The 18583-nt window shown below is 65.6% G+C and carries 18 protein-coding genes; 15 read left to right on the top strand and 3 right to left on the bottom strand.

All coding sequences use genetic code 11. From position 1 onward, the window contains the following. Window positions 1-17: 17 nt before the first annotated feature. The 8 genes from BIV01_RS14040 (at window position 18) to BIV01_RS14015 (ending at window position 8255) form a co-directional block, all read left to right on the top strand. Window positions 18-869, top strand: a complete 852-nt coding sequence (locus tag BIV01_RS14040) for an antitoxin VbhA family protein (protein ID WP_139199385.1) — start codon at window positions 18-20, stop codon at window positions 867-869. Beyond that, the gene (locus BIV01_RS14035) at window positions 857-1117 is read left to right on the top strand and encodes a hypothetical protein (protein WP_071303245.1); all 261 of its coding nucleotides are present in this window, start codon (window positions 857-859) and stop codon (window positions 1115-1117) included. Before BIV01_RS14040 ends, BIV01_RS14035 begins: the two co-directional genes overlap by 13 nt. After that, a complete protein-coding gene (locus BIV01_RS14030; RefSeq protein ID WP_071303244.1) occupies window positions 1117-2202 on the top strand; it encodes a hypothetical protein in 1086 nt (361 codons plus the stop codon). Before BIV01_RS14035 ends, BIV01_RS14030 begins: the two co-directional genes overlap by 1 nt. Window positions 2203-2728: 526 nt before the next feature. Beyond that, window positions 2729-3253 carry a hypothetical protein gene (locus BIV01_RS14025; protein ID WP_139199381.1) on the top strand — a complete coding sequence of 175 codons (525 nt, stop codon included), beginning with the start codon at window positions 2729-2731 and terminating at the stop codon, window positions 3251-3253. Between the two features lie 397 nt (window positions 3254-3650). Further along, complete coding sequence (locus BIV01_RS19910) at window positions 3651-3881, top strand: hypothetical protein (protein WP_175473737.1); 231 nt, start codon at window positions 3651-3653, stop codon at window positions 3879-3881. Window positions 3882-4181: 300 nt separating this feature from the next. Next, a complete protein-coding gene (locus BIV01_RS14020; protein WP_217642562.1) occupies window positions 4182-6533 on the top strand; it encodes a hypothetical protein in 2352 nt (783 codons plus the stop codon). Between the two features lie 14 nt (window positions 6534-6547). Continuing rightward, window positions 6548-6949 (top strand): hypothetical protein, encoded by a 402-nt coding sequence (locus BIV01_RS19425; RefSeq protein WP_139199377.1) that lies wholly within the window; start codon window positions 6548-6550, stop codon window positions 6947-6949. 919 nt (window positions 6950-7868) lie between these two features. Next, window positions 7869-8255, top strand: coding sequence for a hypothetical protein (locus BIV01_RS14015; RefSeq protein ID WP_071303241.1), 387 nt, complete (start codon window positions 7869-7871; stop codon window positions 8253-8255). Window positions 8256-8824: 569 nt separating this feature from the next. Here BIV01_RS14015 and BIV01_RS20440 read toward each other — a convergent pair. Continuing rightward, on the bottom strand, window positions 8825-9319 hold the full coding sequence (locus tag BIV01_RS20440) for a YbhB/YbcL family Raf kinase inhibitor-like protein (protein ID WP_368073355.1): 495 nt from the start codon (window positions 9317-9319) through the stop codon (window positions 8825-8827). Window positions 9320-9550: 231 nt separating this feature from the next. After that, on the bottom strand, window positions 9551-10090 hold the full coding sequence (locus tag BIV01_RS14010) for a YbhB/YbcL family Raf kinase inhibitor-like protein (RefSeq protein ID WP_071303568.1): 540 nt from the start codon (window positions 10088-10090) through the stop codon (window positions 9551-9553). A gap of 83 nt (window positions 10091-10173) precedes the next feature. Between BIV01_RS14010 and BIV01_RS14005 the strand changes: the two genes are divergently transcribed. The 6 genes from BIV01_RS14005 (at window position 10174) to BIV01_RS13980 (ending at window position 15559) form a co-directional block, all read left to right on the top strand. Next, complete coding sequence (locus BIV01_RS14005; RefSeq protein ID WP_071303240.1) at window positions 10174-10869, top strand: GntR family transcriptional regulator; 696 nt, start codon at window positions 10174-10176, stop codon at window positions 10867-10869. After that, on the top strand, window positions 10869-11723 hold the full coding sequence (locus tag BIV01_RS14000; RefSeq protein ID WP_071303239.1) for a fumarylacetoacetate hydrolase family protein: 855 nt from the start codon (window positions 10869-10871) through the stop codon (window positions 11721-11723). Before BIV01_RS14005 ends, BIV01_RS14000 begins: the two co-directional genes overlap by 1 nt. 875 nt (window positions 11724-12598) lie before the next feature. Beyond that, window positions 12599-13018: a DUF4396 domain-containing protein gene (locus BIV01_RS13995; protein ID WP_175473761.1), complete on the top strand. Its 420-nt coding sequence runs from the start codon at window positions 12599-12601 to the stop codon at window positions 13016-13018. 190 nt (window positions 13019-13208) lie between these two features. Next, entirely contained in the window at window positions 13209-13835 is a 627-nt protein-coding gene (locus BIV01_RS13990; protein WP_175473736.1) for a TetR-like C-terminal domain-containing protein, read from the top strand. Window positions 13836-13914: 79 nt separating this feature from the next. After that, the gene (locus BIV01_RS13985; protein WP_071303236.1) at window positions 13915-14700 is read left to right on the top strand and encodes an SDR family oxidoreductase; all 786 of its coding nucleotides are present in this window, start codon (window positions 13915-13917) and stop codon (window positions 14698-14700) included. Between the two features lie 235 nt (window positions 14701-14935). Continuing rightward, on the top strand, window positions 14936-15559 hold the full coding sequence (locus tag BIV01_RS13980) for a TetR/AcrR family transcriptional regulator (protein ID WP_071303235.1): 624 nt from the start codon (window positions 14936-14938) through the stop codon (window positions 15557-15559). Here the strand turns inward: BIV01_RS13980 and BIV01_RS13975 are convergent. Next, a complete protein-coding gene (locus BIV01_RS13975) occupies window positions 15544-17157 on the bottom strand; it encodes a DUF5597 domain-containing protein (RefSeq protein ID WP_175473735.1) in 1614 nt (537 codons plus the stop codon). The two genes, BIV01_RS13980 and BIV01_RS13975, sit on opposite strands and share 16 nt — an antisense overlap. 112 nt (window positions 17158-17269) lie before the next feature. Between BIV01_RS13975 and BIV01_RS13970 the strand changes: the two genes are divergently transcribed. Next, window positions 17270-18523, top strand: coding sequence for an MFS transporter (locus tag BIV01_RS13970; protein WP_217642561.1), 1254 nt, complete (start codon window positions 17270-17272; stop codon window positions 18521-18523). The last annotated feature ends 60 nt before the right edge of the window (window positions 18524-18583 follow it).

Below are 18583 nucleotides of genomic sequence, written 5' to 3'. Positions count from 1 at the left end.
TGCTGATGATGCGTCTGGTGTCCATGCATCTCTCGAACGACCGGATCCTCTGGGGCCACGTCCTCCTCGAGGACACGGACAATCCGGACGCGCACCTGGCGCAGATTCTGGTCCGTCCCGTCGACAAGGACCCCGGGTACGAGCTCTACGACAAGACCAACACGGTCCTGTCGGACCTGACCGTGCCGGCGGTGCGGGAAGCGAACCGCATCGTGCAGACCCTCCTCATCCCCTCCACCGAGATCGCGAAACGGGAGAAGGCGGTGCGGGCGGTGATCCACTCCGGCTACCTCGAGGGGTTCCCCGACGACGTGCCGTGGCAGTCACAGCTGTGGATGTACGCCCGCGGGGAAGTCACCCGGGAGCAGCTCAGCGCTTACACCGACGACGGCCGGCAGCTCACCCGCGACCCCGGAAACCCACCCGTCGACCCGGCGGACGTCCCCGAAGACGGGTGGCGGACCACGCAGGCCCGCATCCGCCGCCATCTCCTCGAGTCGACGCTCACCGAACCGGAAGCCGCCGCAGCGCTGCAGATCAGCATCGACGACGTCGGTGAACTGTTCGGGTCGAACCGACTGCTGAGCTTCGACCTTGAGGGCGAGGAACGCATCCCCGACTGGCAACTCGTGAAACCGGCCCTGCCCGAGTTCGGCGACCCGTCGAGTCTGCTGCCCGGCCTCGACGTCCTCCTCGCAGCCGCACCGCAACCATTGCTCGACGCTGCAGCGATGACCGAGTTCATGACCACACCCCGCACCTTCCTCACCGTCGACGACGAACCCCTGACGCCGTTGACCTGGATTCAGCAGGGCCGGCCGCTCGCGACGATCATCGCCCTGTTCCGAGGACGGCAGTGGCGATGGTGACGCGTCGGCCCAACCTGTTCCTTCTCAACGTCGCCTTCGACGTGCATGGCGTTCACGGGCACATGTTCTTCCGCGACCCAACCGACGCCGAACTCCGACAGGTCATCGTCCATGGCGCCGGCGTCGCCGGCACCTACCGGCTCGAACCCGCCTCCGGCGACACCCGGGACGGGTGGGAGCCGTTCCTAACGGAGGCGAGCTGGCTGATGGCCCTCGTCCGACCAGACACCCCGGAGGAGCGCCCCTGATGGGCCCGGCACTCGAGTGGGTTACCGCCGCGTACGGCGACAAGCCGCAGATCACGATGCCGTACGGACTCGGCGACACCACCGACCTCACCGACGCTCTCGCCGTCCTCAAACTCGCCGGACATACCGCGGTCGTGGAGTCGTACGACACGATCCGCCTCCCCGACGGCCGCCGTGCACGCTTCCCGACGTCGACGCAGAAGCCACGCGACGAGCTGGCTGTGCCCGCGGAACTGCTGTTGTTGGCGCCGCGGACGGTGACGACGACGCAGATCGCACTCGCCGAACAGACCACAACGGTCCTCCTCGTCGACGTCGACCGACGACGCGTCTGGGTCGACGGGAAGCAGGTCCTCGGCAGTCACGACCGGTGGAAGGACGCTGCACCGATCTACGTCACCTTCGCCGTCGCGCGGATGCTCGCCGTCAACGGATCCACCTTCGACGGCCTCGTCCGCGCAGGACTCACGCCAGGGCAAGTCGACGACGCCCTCGCCCGGCTCGGCAAACGCGTCCACCGCACCGACAACGGATGGGAATCACGGAAGATCGGCGGCCTCGTCGACTTCGCCATCGCCTGCTACCCGGGACCCGGCGGCATCCGCACCCGATGGCGCTCCGACCTGTCGTTACCGGAACAGGCGGAACGACTCATCAGTGCGGGGTGTCTCATATCCGGCCGCGGCATCTCCGACCGACCCGGGTACCCATCCATCACCAAACGTCCGACGCCGTACCGACTCGTCGCATTCAGCCCTGATGAGGTTGACATGACCAGCCTCGGGTTTGAGCCGGAGGTCCCCACCGTCACCATGTTTGTCGTCCCGGCGGACGCCAGCAGCATCGCCGACGAGGACGAGCAGCGGGCGAGCACCGAACTCATCATCCCGGCCGACCCCACCATCTTCACCATCGCAACTGCCTCCGGCTACACGGACCGCACCGACGACATCATCACCGCGAACACGCTCCTCCGCGCCGACACCCGCAACGACGACGACACCGCAGCACTCGAAGAAGTCCGAAACCGCCTGCAGTTCCTCGCCGACACCGGATACGACCTCCGATGGAACCTGCCGAGCTGAAGCCGGAAGTCACGGTGTCGCTCTGTGGCGGACCGAACTCCTCCACACCCACGCCTCAAGCTTCGTCTCGCCACGACCCGCTTCCACCCAGACCGCGTCACGGGTCATGCTCCGAGCAACCGCATCGTCACGGCGAATCAACTGGTCCGGAAGCTGAAACCAGACATAAACGGGCAGTGGCTCTTCCAGCTCGCGCACATCGGTGCCGCGTGCTGCTTCCTCTAACGAAAACGGCTGCGGCGGCACCCAACGACCCGAACGACGACGACCCATGGGTTGGATCGTAGGAAGGAGCACCGACGGTTGTGGCGCGGCCGGATGAGGCACCCGCAGTGAGACTGGTCTCGGACCACCTATGTGAGACAGGGCTCCTCAGACGGACGAAACTCGGAAGGTCTTCGTGGTCAGCACAGCCGGCCGCCCGGTGGACTACCGGCTACCGGACCCACTGGTCAGGACGGGATACGCCGCGAGCGGCATGCGCGGCCAAGAACGACCGTCGCTCTTGCCCGATAGCCTCCTCCGCGTGAGCATCTCCGACTTCGACGTCGAGCCCAGATCCGGGTCGCGCTTTGGGGTGGTCCTGCTCAGCATCGCAAGTGCGATCGCTGGGGTTCTCGCGATCATTGGATGGCCGTTGCCCGTCATCTCGTCGACGCACGGCCGAGGCCGGCATGCCTGGGCACGGACCAGCCACGAAGTCCAAGACTGGTTCACACACGACGGCTGGCGGATGTCCGGAGCATCGTGGATCTACGGTGCACTCGCGGTCGTCGCGGCGGCGGCCGTGGTCGTTCTGCTTCATCCTTCTTGGAGCGGCCGCCGAGCCTTGCTCATCGTCGTCGTACCGGCCGGAGCGCTACTCGTGGTGGGCCCTGCACTGCAGTGGGCTCTCGGGGTGCCTTGGTCGAATTACGGGAGCGGGTCGGCCAGCAGCACGGCGATCGGCATCGTTGCGACGGTTACGTGCGCCGCTGTGCTCATGGTCTTCCGTCGGGCAGCGAGGCGAAGGGCTCGACGCGATACAGATCAGGAGACGCTCGCTCACTGACTTGGTGACCCGGCGGAGGAGCCCCGCGGGCGCGGGCGTGAAACTGGCGCCCCGACCCATCTTGTAGCCGATCCTCGTCCTTCACACCCACCGGTACCGTCAGCATCATGACGCAGCGCGGGGACCCTGGATGGAACTACCTGGTGTGGACACAGACCGCCACAGCGGGCATCGTCACGGTAGGAGGGTTTGCCATCCTCCTCACCGACCCTGCCTCCGTCTGGGTCGGAGTCGCCCTGGTCGTCCTCGGCACTGGTGCACTCGGGCTTCTCGCAGTCGTACGTCGCCGCGGCCGGTACTAGGTGTCACTTCCAACCGAACTGCGTCGTCGGAATCGTCCACCTGCGGGCCCTCTCGGTAGCCGATCCTCTACCGAAAGCCAGTGCACTATGGGGCAATGATACGTAAGTACCGGCTCTGGGTGGCGTGGATCATCGGCTCGCTGACGGTAGCCCTGATCGTTCTGACGATCGTGGCGGCGGTCACGGACTTCACGCCTTGGCTACCGCTGCTAGCTGCGGCCCTCGCTGCCGCTGTTGCAGGAACGATTCTGATCGCACGGGGTCCGCGAGTTGCTCGACAGCAGGAACGGGAGCGCCGTGCGCAACAGGACAGGCTCGTCCGTTAGCCGATCGGCTACCGAGCCGTTCGGAGCCTAAGGTCCGCTTCGCGCGGTGTGGGCAGCTCCTCTTTGTGTCGTCGTCGCGCAAGACTTGGCGTCGTCGTAAGGGCCTACGCTCTGGTGTTGAGCAGGGAGCTTTGACAAGCCCTAATACTGAGGATGCATTAAGTCCATCATGGAACTACCCCTGCTGATCTGGGGTTTCTCATGAGCCCCCAGTATAGGTGCCACGGGACAAGTCCCAGCGTCCTCTTATGCTGCGAAGAAAGGCAGCAATTGGTGCTGCCTTCTGACCTAGGGGGTCTCGTGCGCGTAATGCTGCACGCTCCGCGCTCGAGGACGCGCAGCATCGCTGCCGCGACACTCGGAGCGCTGGCACTGATCGGGTCTGTGCTGGTGGCAACACCGGCGCAGGCGTTGAATGACACCGGAACCGGTGGCGTGTTCGTTCCGGCGACCGGTCGGATCATGGACACGAAGAACAACATCGGCGGGTACAGCACACCGATGCCCGCGAAGGCATGGCGGACCGTTCACGTCACCGGCGTCGCGGGGCTACCCGATGACGGCACTGTCGGTGCCGTGTCCGTGGTCGCGACCGTCGCGGACATCCCGGGCCAGGGGCAGTTGTTCGGCCGCCCCGACGCCGACACCAGTCAGACCTTGATGGGTATCTACGGTGGCGAAGCGAAGCAGAACACGTCGTTCTCGTCCGTCCTCGCCGTCAGCGCGGACGGCACGGTCCAGGTGTATGCCGAGACAAGTGTGCGGCTGATCCTGGACGTGCAGGGCTATTACACGGCGAACACCGACGGCACCGCCCCCGGTGGGTTCGTGCCCTCCAACGGGAAGCGGGTCGCTGACAGCCGTTCCGGAACCGGCATTCCGAAGGCGCAGCTCACGACGGGGAAGTCCGCCGTCCTGCAGGTGACGGGTACGGCGGGGGTTCCGGCCGGCGCGTCTGCGGTGATCGTGAACCTCATCGCGTTGAACAGCACGTCTAACGTCGGGTTCCTCACCCCGTACGCCACTGGTGCGGCGCGACCGTCGAACTCGTTCAACTACGCCGGCGACGTGATCACCACGATGCAGGCACAGGTGCCGCTGTCCGCGGACGGCAAGATCACCATCTATAACGCCAACAGCACCATCGACCTCGCAATCGACATCCAGGGCTACTTCACCGCCGCGGGCAAGGGCGGTGCCGTGTTCACGCCCGGACAGGGTCGTGTCGTCGACACCCGCAACGCTGGCGGCAACCTCGCCGGCAACGAGACCCGCGCGTACGACGTCGCCGGGAAGGCAGGCGTCCCGGTGATGGGGTCCGGTGTGAATGCGGTCGTGTTGACCCTGACCAGTATCGCCACCAACGGCGGCGGCTGGGGCCGTGTATGGGCCAACGGCACCACCGAACCCGACACCGCCTCCCTCCGCTACGAAGACGGCACGATCCGGACCAACACCATCACCGTGCCCCTCGGCGCAAACGGGAAGATCAACCTCCACAATGTCGGTGCCGGAGCCACGAACTTCGTCATCGATGTCCAGGGCTGGTACGGCAACCCGCAAGCTCCGACAGTCAGTTGCGACGGGTATGCAGCGGGCTCGTGGACTTCTGACGTTCCGGAGAGCGTGAACTGCACGGTCGGCGCACCGGCCGCATCGGCCAGCGGGCAGTACCTCGAGATCGACTCGGGTGATCCGACTGCTGGGCCAGTGGCACTGTCGGAGACTGCAGCAACGTCCTCTTCGATCACAATGGTGCCCTCTGGCGGAGAAAACACGATTCTCGCAACCATAACCGACGTCTACGGCGAGCCGCTGACGCAGACTGAATACAGCTTCGGTGTCGGAAATTGGTCTGCTGCGCCGCTGTCGTCCTTCCCCGCCGATGGGCAGCACATTGCTGGGGATATCGGACTGGCGGTGGGAACGACGGATAACAGTGCCATTCTCGACGGTGACACCATCCGATACACGGTCGCGTCGGACCCCGACTTGAGTTTCCCTGTGTGGAGCTCACAGACCACTGACACCGTCGTGCAGGTGCCGAGCGGGACGCTGACCGACGGCACGACGTACTTCTGGCGGGCGGACGTGTCCGGGCCGACAGATTGGTCGAACGCGCAGGCAACAGCAAGCACTGCCGTCAGCGCATTTACGCCGGACAGCACGGTTGTCGATCCGGATGACGACTCGACCGCGACGAGCACGGGACCTAGGGTCGTGTCCCGTGGCAAGACCAACGCTCACATCACCACGTACGCCGTGGTGAGCAACTCACTTGTCAACAAGCGGTACACGAACTGGAACCAGACGATCGGCGGTTGCCGTGGGCCGAAGGGCGCGACGTGCACGGCGTCTGTTCAGCAGAGCGCAACAGTGAGCGTGCAAACCGCATACGGCATCACTCGTGGTGCTGTGACGGCATCGCTCGGGATTACAAACGAAAAGTCCGTGGCGTATAGCACCAGTGAGACGTCGCCGGTCTTCCCGAAGAACGGGGCGTTCTTCGGGTGCTCACCGATTGGGAAGTACTACCAGTACAAGATCAAGAAGACGACGAAGTACACGTACTACCCGACCAAGACCGAGACCAGCGGGTGGAGGCACGCGTTCGTGCCATCGAAGAACCTAATCGATTGCCGATTCGAATGAGACGGTTCGTTCTCGTGGCCGCAGCCGTCGGGTTGATCATCGCCGCGGCAGGATGCAGCTCGAATCACCCGACCGATCATGAGCGGCATCAGCAGAGTCACACGCTCGCGTACTATGTCGGTAAGCCGCTCACCGACGCGAAGCGCGATGCGCCGGCAACAAGCGCAAGCATCACGGACCTGTCCGCACAGGCCGGAGTCAACCCGTCGTACACGCAGTCCGCGGTTAACAACGAACGTTTCGTCGTAGTCGCGATCTGCGCCACTTCGAAGAAGCTCAAGAACGCTGAGAAGCTGATTGCGGGTGTAATGCCGCAGGACGCATACGCTGCGTCGGAGACAATCCAGCAAAAGGCGGAGGCAGGAGAGTTTGTGCCACTACTGTATTGCAGCAAGGCAAATAAGCACACGAGCTAAACGCCTCTAAAGACCGCCGTGTACGCGGCGTGCGGGGGGGGGGGGTAGGCGGGCCTTCGCTGTCCGCGACGAAAACGCTCTCCACCACATCAGCTGCCCACGAAGCTTTCGCTTTGTGGGCAGCTGACGTTGCGCAAAGTAACCTTTTCGCTAGCGGGCCGCCTGTCCGAGCATTCGCCCCTTAGTTTGGCCCTTGTTTGGGCTGCGCCTCGTGGCTCGTCGATGTGGCCATGTCCGGTGTTCACGATCCCACTCGGATGCCGTTCCGTGGCCCTTGGACGGACGCAGAGCCGACAACGTTGGCTCGTTCTATGGCGAAGCGCCACTGGAAGCTCCGGTCTGGGGTGAGCCCTGAGTGTGGGGTGTGAGCTTCACCGTGTTCGATGAGGGGACGCCGGTCGGGATTCAGGAGCTGCACGCTCGCCGATTCGCCGCTCGAAGCACCGTCGAGCGCGACTCATGGTCCGCCTTCGCGCATCAGCGCCGAGGCCTCGGCACCGAGATGCAGGCGGCGCTGCTGCTGTTTGGCGGCGCGGCCCGCACCTCGCCGGTCTACACGGCGCGCCTCACCCGGATCTCGTCAGCGCGCCGAAGTTCCCGCCTCGAGCCACACGCCGGTTCCGGTACCAGAGCCGCCACCTATCAAGCGAGACCGCCCCCTCGGCGGAAGGCGCGACGGCGGCGAGCGGGGTGTGCGGGTCGCAGATGCACGGTGGTACGTCCGTTCTACGTCTTCCCTTCGTGAAGCGCCGCGCTTACGATCCCTCTACTACTAGTTAACGAGGAGTTCTCATGGCGAAGTCGAGCTGCTGCGGTGAAGCGATCGAACACGACAACGGTGGTACCGCGCGCTGTTCAGAGTGCGGCGCCGTGCAGGACTGAGCCGTCGCTACTGCAGTCCTGCGAGAGGGGACCCTTGATGGATCTCGAAGAAGACTTCCGGCGAACAGTTGAGGAGACTGTCGCTGCGCTCCGCGCTAGACAGAAGCCGAGCCGGGAGTGGAAGTCAAGCGACGGTCAGCGCGTAGTTGGCTGGCAGTTCGGCAGGGAGAACTCGTACGGGCCAACCGTCAAGGGCAACCCTGCTCGAGGCTGGTGGGAGGAGGTCTGGGGAAGGAGCTGCAGCATCCTCGGCGAGGACGGCCGCTTCCACGCCTACGGCTTCAGCGGCATCGAGGGAAGCAACTATGACGGCACCGTCCTCTCGGAAAGTCTCGGGCCGTTGTCGCAAAGCGTCCTCGTTGGCCTGACGGGCAAACCTTTTGCGAAGGCGAAGGCGGAGCTCGAACGGATGCCATACCTGTGACGGCCGATCCCCCGTTCCACGGCGCACGTCTCAACTGTCTTCTCGCAACGCTGCTCGATTGATGAGTTCCGAGCAGCGTCCTGGCAAGCCCCGAGGGTCGCGTTCGTTGGCGATATGGCGCGGGCCTGAACGAGGATGGCCACATCATGCATAGTGCGATGCGATGCTGTCGGCGTGCATCAACGTCGGCGATACCTTCTTGCACGGAGACGAAGCCGGCTTCGTAACCAGCCCAGTCGACTGCGCGACGTGGTCAAGCCCGAACGAGTGCCCCCCTCGTGCGTCGCAATACCACGAAGGTCATAGTTCGATTCGGAACAGATCGAGGCTGAGTTCCACGAGTAGCCAGTACTCCGGCTGGGCGGACCTGCTCAGCCGCTGGCGTTCGCGCGACCGCTGAGCGCCGCGAGTGTGGTCGCCGCTGACACCGTCGAGCGTGCCGACCGTTCTGCCCGGATGGCCCACCCCCTTCGGCGCGACGAGTTCTCACGCGCCCGGAGTCCGTCGAGCACGAGACCGTTGCGGCACCGGTGCGACTATCGAGGCGATGCTCACGGCTGATGCCGATGCTACGAAGAGCCTCTACTCCCCCGGAGCAGAGGCTCGTCGCGGTGATACGGGAAACTGCTTGATGGTTGCGACCGACACGAGCCCGGCTCGTCCGATGTCGGCGGGCCCATTGCGTTCGACAGCCGCGGCGGATGCGCTGTCGGGACCGTCAATCGTTTCAGTGTCGAGGGCCCAGACTGTGACGTAGTAGTGGTGTGCCACGGCGCCGGCGGGCGGGGAACCCCAATGTAGCGAGGGTTGCCCGCATCCCCAGGCAACTGCACCGCACCCGTGGGGAGGTCGGAGGAGTCGGGTACGACGGCGCCCGCGGGCAGCTGGGTTGGGGAGGCGGGTATGTCCCTCACAGCCCAATGCCAGGACCCGGAATCGGAAGTCACGTCACGGTCGAACAACGTGACGACATAGCGCTTCGTCAGCTTCGGCGCATCGAACCACGGCCATTCGGGAGAACGGCCCTGACCACCGCGGATTCCGAGCACCCGCGAGCGCTGCATCATCGGCACCTGCGTCCTGCTGGTGAAAACCATGCTGATGTCATCCATGTTGGTCAGCCCGGATGACGCAGTCTTGGGTGCCCTTGACGGGGCGATGCGCGGTGCGGCTCCCGTGGCAGTAAGGGACCGACTGGTGGAGTCGGTGCCCGCCCGCCGCCGCAGCAGCCCGCGAGGGCGAATGCGGCGACGGCGAGCCCGGCAGCACGGGTGATCAGGCGATCAGGCGATCCTTCACGCGGTGATCTCCGCGGTCGGGACGATGGTTGCCCGACCGAGGATGTGCGAGGCGATGTTGAAACCAAGGAACGCCGGGGTACCATCCACGGGGACACCGATGTCTTCGACGTCGAGGGCGTGCACGGTGATGAAGTAGCGGTGCGCACCATGGCCCGCGGGCGGGGCGCCGCCGATGAAGCGGGCCGCACGCGCGTCGCCGGGAAGCTGGAATGCACCTGCCGGGATGCCGGAGGCTGTGTCATCGCCGGCGCCTTCGGGCAGCGACGTGACGGAGGCGGGGATATTCGCGACCGCCCAATGCCAGAAACCTGACCCAGTCGGCGCGTCCGGGTCATACATCGTCACGGCGTAGCTCTTGGTGCCCTCAGGAGCACCCGACCACGTCAGCTGCGGGGACACGTCTTCGCCGCCGGGGACCCCGAACGCAGCGGAGAGCTGCGCGGTGGGCAGCGGCTGACCGTCCGCGACGGTGCTGCTGGTGAGGGTGAAGCTCGGAACCTCGGGCAGCCGAGCGAACGGGTTATTGGCGGTCATGGTCTTCCTCCCTATCGGGCCCACTCGAACCCGATGATCGACAACTGTAGCAACAATCGATTGTTTACGCGTAGGCTGAAGTCATGCCAAAACGCGCTTCCCTCGGTCAGTCCAGGTCGATACGGGTCTACGAGGCACTGCGTACCGGCGTCTTGTCCGGCCGCTACCAGCCAGGGCAGGCGTTGAAACCCCAGGGACTCGCGGATGAACTTGGAGTCAGCCTGGCTGTCGTCCGGGAAAGCCTGCTGCGCCTGGTTGGCGAAGGTCTCGCAGAGCGGTTTCACAACAAGGGTTTTGCGGTACCGCTCGTGAGCGCGGAGCGGTGGCAGGAGATCGCGGAAGCTCGCGCAAACACCGAGCCGAACATGCTCCGCCTCGCGATCCAACGCGGAGACCTCGCCTGGGAGGCCCGCGTGCGCGCTGCGCACCACACGCTGTCCCGCACGGCGATGTACGACGGTGACCACGCGATGTTCAGCGAGGCATGGGCCGTCGCACACCACGACTTCCACCGGGCGCTCCTCGAAGGATGCGGCAACAGTGTGCTGCTGGATACCTTCGAACGCTTCTGGACCGCCAGCGAGCTCGCCCGCCGATGGTCCGTGACTTCCAGCCCGGACCGGGACATCGCCGGCGAGCACCAGCAGCTCGAACACGCGGCCCTCACCCGTCAACCCGACCGTGCCGCGACGGCACTCGCCCACCACCTCGGAGCGACCGCCGCGGCGCTGCTCACGATCACGACCTCCATTCCCGCCCAGCTCGAGAAAGGCGCCTGATGCGCATCGCAAACCTCGACAACCGCCTCCACCTCATCATCGGCGACCACGCCGTTGACGTCGCCGAGGCCAGCCACGGCACCTTTGGTCCAGGCATCGACGCCGTCTACTCACGCTGGGAGGAGTTCCGCGCCTGGGCCGCGACGTTCGTCGCACCCGACAACGCCGGGACAACGTACTCGACCGATCAGCTCGGCTCGCCGGTGCTGCAGCCGAAGCAGATCATCGCGCTCGGTCTGAACTACCGCGACCACGCCTCCGAGATTGGCTTCGACGCCCCGGAAGGATTGCCACCGGTATTCACGAAGTTTGTCACCAGCGTCACCGGCCCGGACACCACCGTCACACTTCCCGAGGGTCACGTCGACTGGGAGGTGGAACTTGCCGTCGTCATCGGCCGCACCGCCCACCAGGTTGCACCCAACCAGGCGTGGGCGCACGTCGCGGGTGTCACCGTTGCGCAGGACCTGTCGGAGCGCATTCAGCAAATGGCTGGACCATCTCCGCAGTTCAGCCTTGGAAAGTCCCATCCGGGCTTCCTCCCCCTCGGTCCCGTCCTCGTCACCATCGACGAGCTGGCCGACCCGACCACGCTCGCCCTCCGCACAGTCCTCAACGGCGAAATCATGCAGGACGGCAACACTCGAGATCTCATTGTTCCCGTCGCCGACTGCATCGCTCGGTTGTCCGAGGTCATCACGCTCCTCCCCGGCGATGTCATCCTCACTGGCACCCCCGGCGGTGTTGGGGTGGGCCGGACTCCGCAACGGTTCCTGCACGACAACGACGAATTGGTCAGCAGCATCGAAGGGATTGGCACTATCCGGCAACGCTTCACTGCAGCGGTGCGATGAAGTCAACGAGATACGCACCGTTCGCCCAGACGGTGTCTTACCGATCGAATCGATCGAGGACGCCGGGCTGAGCTTCATGCCGGCATCGATCGACGACGCGAGCGGAAGCGTGGTCGGAGCGGTATGCCTCGCCGGAAGCGCCGATTCAGCGAGACCGTGGCCGGGCAAAGTCAAGACAACTACCCGCTCGCTCATCGCCGCGATCTCCGCAGATCTTGGGTGGGCATTGACGAAGGATCGGCCACCGTTCCCTGACATCACCACTGAGCACACCCAGTCGTCGGCCATCGCCCTCCCAAAGGGGTTGTACCTCATCTTGTCCGCACTAAGGGGGGCAGCGTATTTTCACTCGTGTGATCGCCTCACCCGACGGATTCGAAGCGGTGCCTTCAGGCTTGCTTCGACCGGGCGCTCACCGTTGGCGCGGTGCCGGTCCGGTGTTCCCCTAGCCCCGGACCGACACCGGCGTCTTCCCTACCTCACTGGCGCAAACGGGCCCGCAGCATTGAGTGCGTATCAGCCGTGAGCGCAGTGCGGCGCTCGGAGGCCCTGGCCGCACTCGCGGTACCGCTCGGGCGGATAGCGCCTGCTCGATCACCACCTCGCCTTTCCCCGGTGCTGACCATCAGTGAAAATTGGATCCCGGTTCTAGATCGGCCATCACAGTTCGCACGGAAGAGCTCCGGATGTGCGAGCCGGCATGCAAGGTCGTACTCGGCGCAGCCGCATCACCAATCCGGGAACACTTCGAGGGTCTCCGCGTTACAACGTCTGATACCCCCGGAGGGTATCAAACGACTGACAGGCATCAGCGCCAGGAAATGAAACGGATGAACCCTCACAACCAGACTGGGCACACCGTGACGACTTGGTCGATGGCCGCGCAAGCAACCCTGCACTGCCTCACCGGCTGTGCGATCGGTGAAGTCCTCGGCATGGTGATAGGCACCGCGGCCGGGCTGCACAATTCAGGCACCATCGTGCTGTCGATCATCCTCGCGTTCATCTTCGGTTACGCGCTCACGATGCGCGGTGTCATGAAGTCCGGACTCGCCCTCGGCGCAGCGTTCAAGGTCGCTCTCGCCGCAGACACCGTCTCAATCGCCGTCATGGAGGTCATCGACAACGCCGTCATCGTCACTATCCCGGGCGCGATGGACGCACAGCTGAGCCAGTGGCAGTTCTGGGGCTCCCTCGCGCTGTCGCTCGCGATCGCGTTCGTCGTCACAACTCCGGTGAATCGGTGGATGATCAGTCGCGGTCTCGGTCACGCCGTCATCCACGGCCACCACTGAGCGGCAAGGGGATACCCCGTTGGACACTCGACCACCCGGATAGAGCGGCTCAGCTGAAACCAGCCGCGCGGCCGTTCGCACTTCCCACCCCTCTGCGGCGGCAGAAGCGAGCGAGCGGGTGAGTGAGTAAGTGAGGACGGCATCCGTCAGCTTTTCCGGACAGGTGTCTGGAAAGTCGTATGCTGGCGTGGTGCAGCGCAGCCTCCCCGCCCGAGCGATCGATCCCCGGCCCGCCCGGACCCGTGCAGCGATCATCGCCGCGACCGAACACCTCGTCGCCGCGGATCGCACCGCTGAGGTGTCCGTCAATGCGATCGTGCGCACTGCGGGGGTGAGCCGGAGCGCCTTCTACGCCCAGTTCTCCGACCTCGATGAACTCGCGGTCGCGATGCTCGTCGACGCGTTCCGGGAGATCGGCCTGGACGACCTCCGTGCACGCGCCGAGGACCTGGCCGGCGACGGGGCCGGCTCCGCCGGGGACGCGCGACGACGTCTGGCAGCCGCGTCGAACCGGCGCCTCGTCGAGCACATCGCGGCGCGGTACCCCTTCTACCGGGCGTCCCTCGACTGGCGGCTGTCTGGACGTGTGCACGAGACCGTCGTGTCGGCGTACGCGGACCAGGTCGCAGCGACGATGCGAGTCCTCGACGACCGGGTGCCCGCGGGGGTGGGCTCCGATGACATGGCCAGGTTCATCGCCGGCGGAGCGATCGCCCTGCTGACGGCGTGGCTCCGCGACGATGCACCGGAGCAGCAGGACCGGATCGTGGAGCGCCTGCTCGCGGTGATGCCGGACTGGCTGGTCGGCTCCGACTGACCCGGAGGACTTCTCCGCCACCCGAGCGGAGCTCGCGCGTCCCGCACGCGCCGACGTCGAAGAAGACGAGAGGAACACCATGAGCAGGACCTACGTGGTCACCGGAGCGGCATCCGGCATCGGCAAGGCCACCGCAGAACGACTCCGAGCGGACGGGCACGGCGTGATCGGCGTCGACATCAAGGACGCCGACGTCGTCGCGGACCTCAGCACCGCCGAGGGGCGCGCGAGCCTCGTCCACGATGTCGAGCAGCGGTCCGGCGGCCGTGTCGACGGCGTCGTGGCGGTCGCCGGCCTGGTCGCGGCCAGCCCGGTCACGGTCGGGGTGAACTACTTCGGCGCGATCGCGACGCTCGAAGGGCTCCGGCCCCTCCTCGCCGGGTCGGACGCACCGCGTGCGGTCGTCGTCGCGTCGCTCGCAGCGCTCGAGGAGGTCGACGACGGCCTGTACCAGCGCCTCCTGGCCGGTGACGAGCCGGGCGCTCGCGCTGAGGCCGAGCGCATCGGGACCGCGACGAACGCCGCGGGATCGAGCGCGATCTACTCCACCACGAAGAAGGCGATCGCCCAGTGGGTGCGCCACCACGCGAAGGACCCCGAGTGGGCCGGAGCGGGCATCGCCCTGAACGCGATCGCTCCCGGGGTCATCGAGACGCCGATGACCGCCGCCGCGCTGCAGACGGCCGAGGGACGAGCTGCCCTCGACGCGGGAGCACCGTCCCCGTTGAACGGACCGGCGGCACCGCCCTCGGCACCGGCCGCGCTCCTGGCGTGGCTCGCCAGTGCGGAGAACACCCACGTCACCGGTCAGGTCGTGTTCATCGACGGCGGCGCGGAGAGCATCCGCCGCCCCGAACTCGTCTGACACCACCGAGCACGCGAAAGCAGGCGGCTGGCGGCCCGGCGAAGACTCGTCGGGCTGCCACTCTCGGTCGCCGCCCTGCGCCGTTCCGCTCCCTGAACGGATGGCCCCGCGTTCCGCGACACCAAGCGTCTCAAGACCGGCAGAGGTGTGCGCGTCCCTGCTTCGCGAACATGAAGGACCTCCCGTCGGGATGCGTTCGACTCGATGGCAATGCGTGCCAGGCTAAATTGGTCGCATGGCCCTTGGGAACGACGCCGCAGCGGAGAGTCGTCCGCGCCGCGTGTATGCCAAGACCCCGCGCAGGCGGCTCGAGATAGTCGAAGCGGCGACGACAGAGTTCGCCGTGCACGGCTACGCCGGTGGCTCGCTCCGTCAGATCGCGAAAGACCTGCAATTGAGCGTCACGAGCATCATGCATCACTTCCCCTCCAAGGAGCTCCTCCTAGAGGCCGTGCTGGAACATGCTGCGGAAAACGCCGCTCGGAGCATCAACGTTGACGCGACCCGCGATGGGATTCGCGGCACCATCGCGCGGTTTGCCGCAGATGGGCAGGAGCATCCGCAGCTCCTCCGGCTTCTGCTCATGCTGAGTGCCGAAGCGTCGGCGGCTGACCATCCGGCCCACGCCTGGCTGGTTGCGCGCTACGACAGACTCGAACAGGAGCTGACAGGGTGGATCATCGCGGACCCGTCGCTTCCATTCGAGCCGGTCGGCGCTCGGGTGTTGGCGCGCCGAATCATCGCGTTGTGGGATGGACTGCAGCTGCGCTGGCTGCTGCACAACGACTTCAACCTCGTAGAGGAGCTGGACGCATCCGTCAGTGCCATCCTCGCCGTCGCTGCTCAGCCGACGAAGTAGATCGTCGCGGACGACACCCCGGTGTGCTCGACAGACATCGGGATCGGAAACACGTCGGACTGACGCTGCTCACGGGCCGGATGGATCACGGCGGTCCCGCCGGCTGTTTCGTCACCGTTCAGCCGTCGCAGCGCCTCCCGCTCACCAGATTTTGCGGGCGTGGCCGGATGTTCCAGCACTGACAGGAGCCCCACCATCCGGCGGCCCACGCTGTCGTGGAAGGTAAGGGTGAACCCTCGCCCGCCGATGAGGAAAGTGTCCGGCCCTGTCCGAATCACCATCCCGAAGGCCCCCTCGGCCGTAGGTACGACCTCTCCAAAGGGGACCAGACGACGGACCCGCAGTTCGATGTCGCCGAAGTCCAGAACAGCTTCGCTGTCGGGCGCGCTCGTCGGTGCAAGATGGAAACCACGACGTTCGTCGTCGGAGGCCAGGTCCGCGTCGAGCGCGGCGAGAATCCCGTACGCGTCTTGCAATGGCAGCGCCTCGGCGTCCGTCATCGAATCGACTCCGAACGGCGCCACGCCGATTGCACGGTGCTGACCGATCGCGATGAATGCATCCCCCACGCCGACGGCATCGCGACGCATCTCCGGTATGAACAGCCCGAATGAAACCGCTGCGTAGCGTTCGCAGATGGCGGTGAAGTCACCAAAGTAGATGTCAGGCACGATGAGATCCAGCGCTGGAGCGAGTGCACGCCACAGCGGCAACATCCCGGCGACCGGTCCGCCGCTCGGGTAGCTGCCCGGCTGCTGGCCGCCCGCGAGCGTGAAACCGGGCAGGTCGATTTCGCTGTCCAGCCAGGCATTCGTGAAGAACGGCAGGTCAGTGCGGTCCCGTCCCGCTGATGCGACCGCCCCGATGTATGACGCAAACCCCCACGTCATGAAGTACTCGTCCGCGGCGAGCCCCGCACCGAACGCGTCATCCCAGGTTCGGCTTGCCTCCGAGGCCCCGCTCACCCGGAGAACGTCAGCTGGAGGCTGGCTCGAGAACAGTGCCTGTGCTGCCGGCCCGTGATCACGGGAGTGACCGAGCAGACCACTTTCGTTTTCAACTTGCACCATGACGACCGTCCGTTCCGACGCGTCAATTTCTTCGATGCGGTCGACCATCGCGGCGAACGCGCGGGAGTCGGCGTCCCGCGTCTCATCCCCGAACGGCGAGAGGGTGCGCGTGAGGTTTCCCGCAGCGTCGCAACAGCGCGGGAATCGATGAACGTCCGACTTGACCCACCCGGGGGCGTAGGCGGACGCACCGTTCTTGTATGCGCCGAACCACAGGACCACCAGATGGAGGCCCGCCTCTCGTGCAGCGACGACGACGCGGTCGACGACGCTTCCGTCGTAGGTACCCTCACGGGGTTCGAACTCCTCCCATGTCACCGGGGCGAGCACGGTGTTCGCGCCGAGCGCGGCAACCCGTCCGAACGCCATGTTCGCCGCGCGCGATGTGGACGCTGACGAGTTGTGCACCTCAGCTCCGCGGACCAGCAAGCGTGAGCCATTGGCGATCAGCTCTGCCCTTCCGTTGACACCGCGCAGCAGGTGAGCACTGCTCGCCGCGCGCTTCGACGTGCTCTCAGCAGCGGTCATGGTTCCGAGCATCGGTGCACCTTCCTGGGAGCGAACGAATTAAATGTAGCAGGTGTACGGGTTTTGCCCTACGCTGCTGCACACACCGTCCGGTCGATGCAAAGGAGCACCGGTGAGCACTCACTACGACGTCGCACACGCCGCCACCAATCAGTCGAGCGCACCGCCAGCGAAGCTGGGCAGGCTCGGTCCGCTGCTCTTCATGGCGCATGCGGGTTGGATGTTGCCGTTCGCAGCCACAGGCACGTTGATCCAAGCCCTCATGACCGAAATCGACCCCGCTCAGAAGGTTGCCCTGTACGCGGCCCTCGCCACCGCCGGGTCGTTCGCGAGCATGATCGCGACGATCATCTTCGGAACGCTGTCGGACCGCACCCGCTCACGATTCGGCAAGCGGAATCCGTGGATCGCGTCCGGCGCCTTCGTCCTCGCGGTCGCCGCGACGGGCATGTCCTTCACCAGCAACTTCCCGCTTCTCATCGGGCTCTGGATGACCTTCCAGATCGGGCTGGCCATCGTCTTGGCACCACTGTTCGCGGTCCTGCCCGACCGCGTTCAGAGAAGCAATTTCGGGAAAGCATCCGCGCTCATCGGGGCTGGTCAACTGATCGCTCAGAGCGCGGGCGGGATCATCGGCGGCTCACTTGTCACGATGCCGCGGGAGGGTTTGCGGTGGTTGCCGTGGCTGATCGCCGTCGTCATGATCGTTTTCGTAGCACTGTCACCAGAGCGCGACAACCGTGCTGAGCCCAGGGCCGCACTATCCCTGAAAGCGCTGTTGCTGACCTTCGTCCCCCCGAAGGATCGCGACTTCCTGCTCGCTCTTGTTGGACGGTTCCTGCTGCTGCTGTCCTTCATGATGATCCTGCTGTATCAGCTCTATCTCCTGACCGACCACCTCGGCCTGAGCCTTGAGCGGGCAGGTTCGGTCATTGCGATCGGAGGGATCGTGATGGCGATTGCGTCGGGCCTCGCCACGGTGCTGTCCGGCCCGATCTCCGACCGGATCGGACGCAGAAAGCCGGTAGTCATCACCGCCTCGGTGATCTTCGCGCTCGCTGCGCTGCCGCTGGCACTCTCGGCGGAGGTCGCCTCGTTCTACGCCTTCCTCGCCATCGGCGGGTTCGCCTACGGCATCTACATCGCCGTGGACCAGGCACTCTTGGCGGAGGTGCTCCCCTCCGTCGACGACCGCGCGAAGGATCTCGGGATCCTCAACGTTGCGAACACGCTGCCACAGATCGTCGCACCGGTCGCCGCCGGCGCCCTCGTGTCTTCCGTGGGTTTCGAGCCGGTGTTCTTCATCGCCATGGGGCTCGCCCTGCTGAGCGCAGTCGTCCTGATGCCAATCAAACGAGTGCGGTAAGCATTGAGCTCGGACCGCGTCCAAGCAGTGCAGGAGGGGGCGACCGGATGGTCGCCCCCT

Source organism: Curtobacterium sp. MCBA15_013 (assembly GCF_001865095.1).
Classification (GTDB): Bacteria; Actinomycetota; Actinomycetes; order Actinomycetales; family Microbacteriaceae; genus Curtobacterium.
The sequence above is the reverse complement of the archived record's forward strand: the minus strand, read 5'-3'. Positions and strand labels throughout refer to the sequence as shown.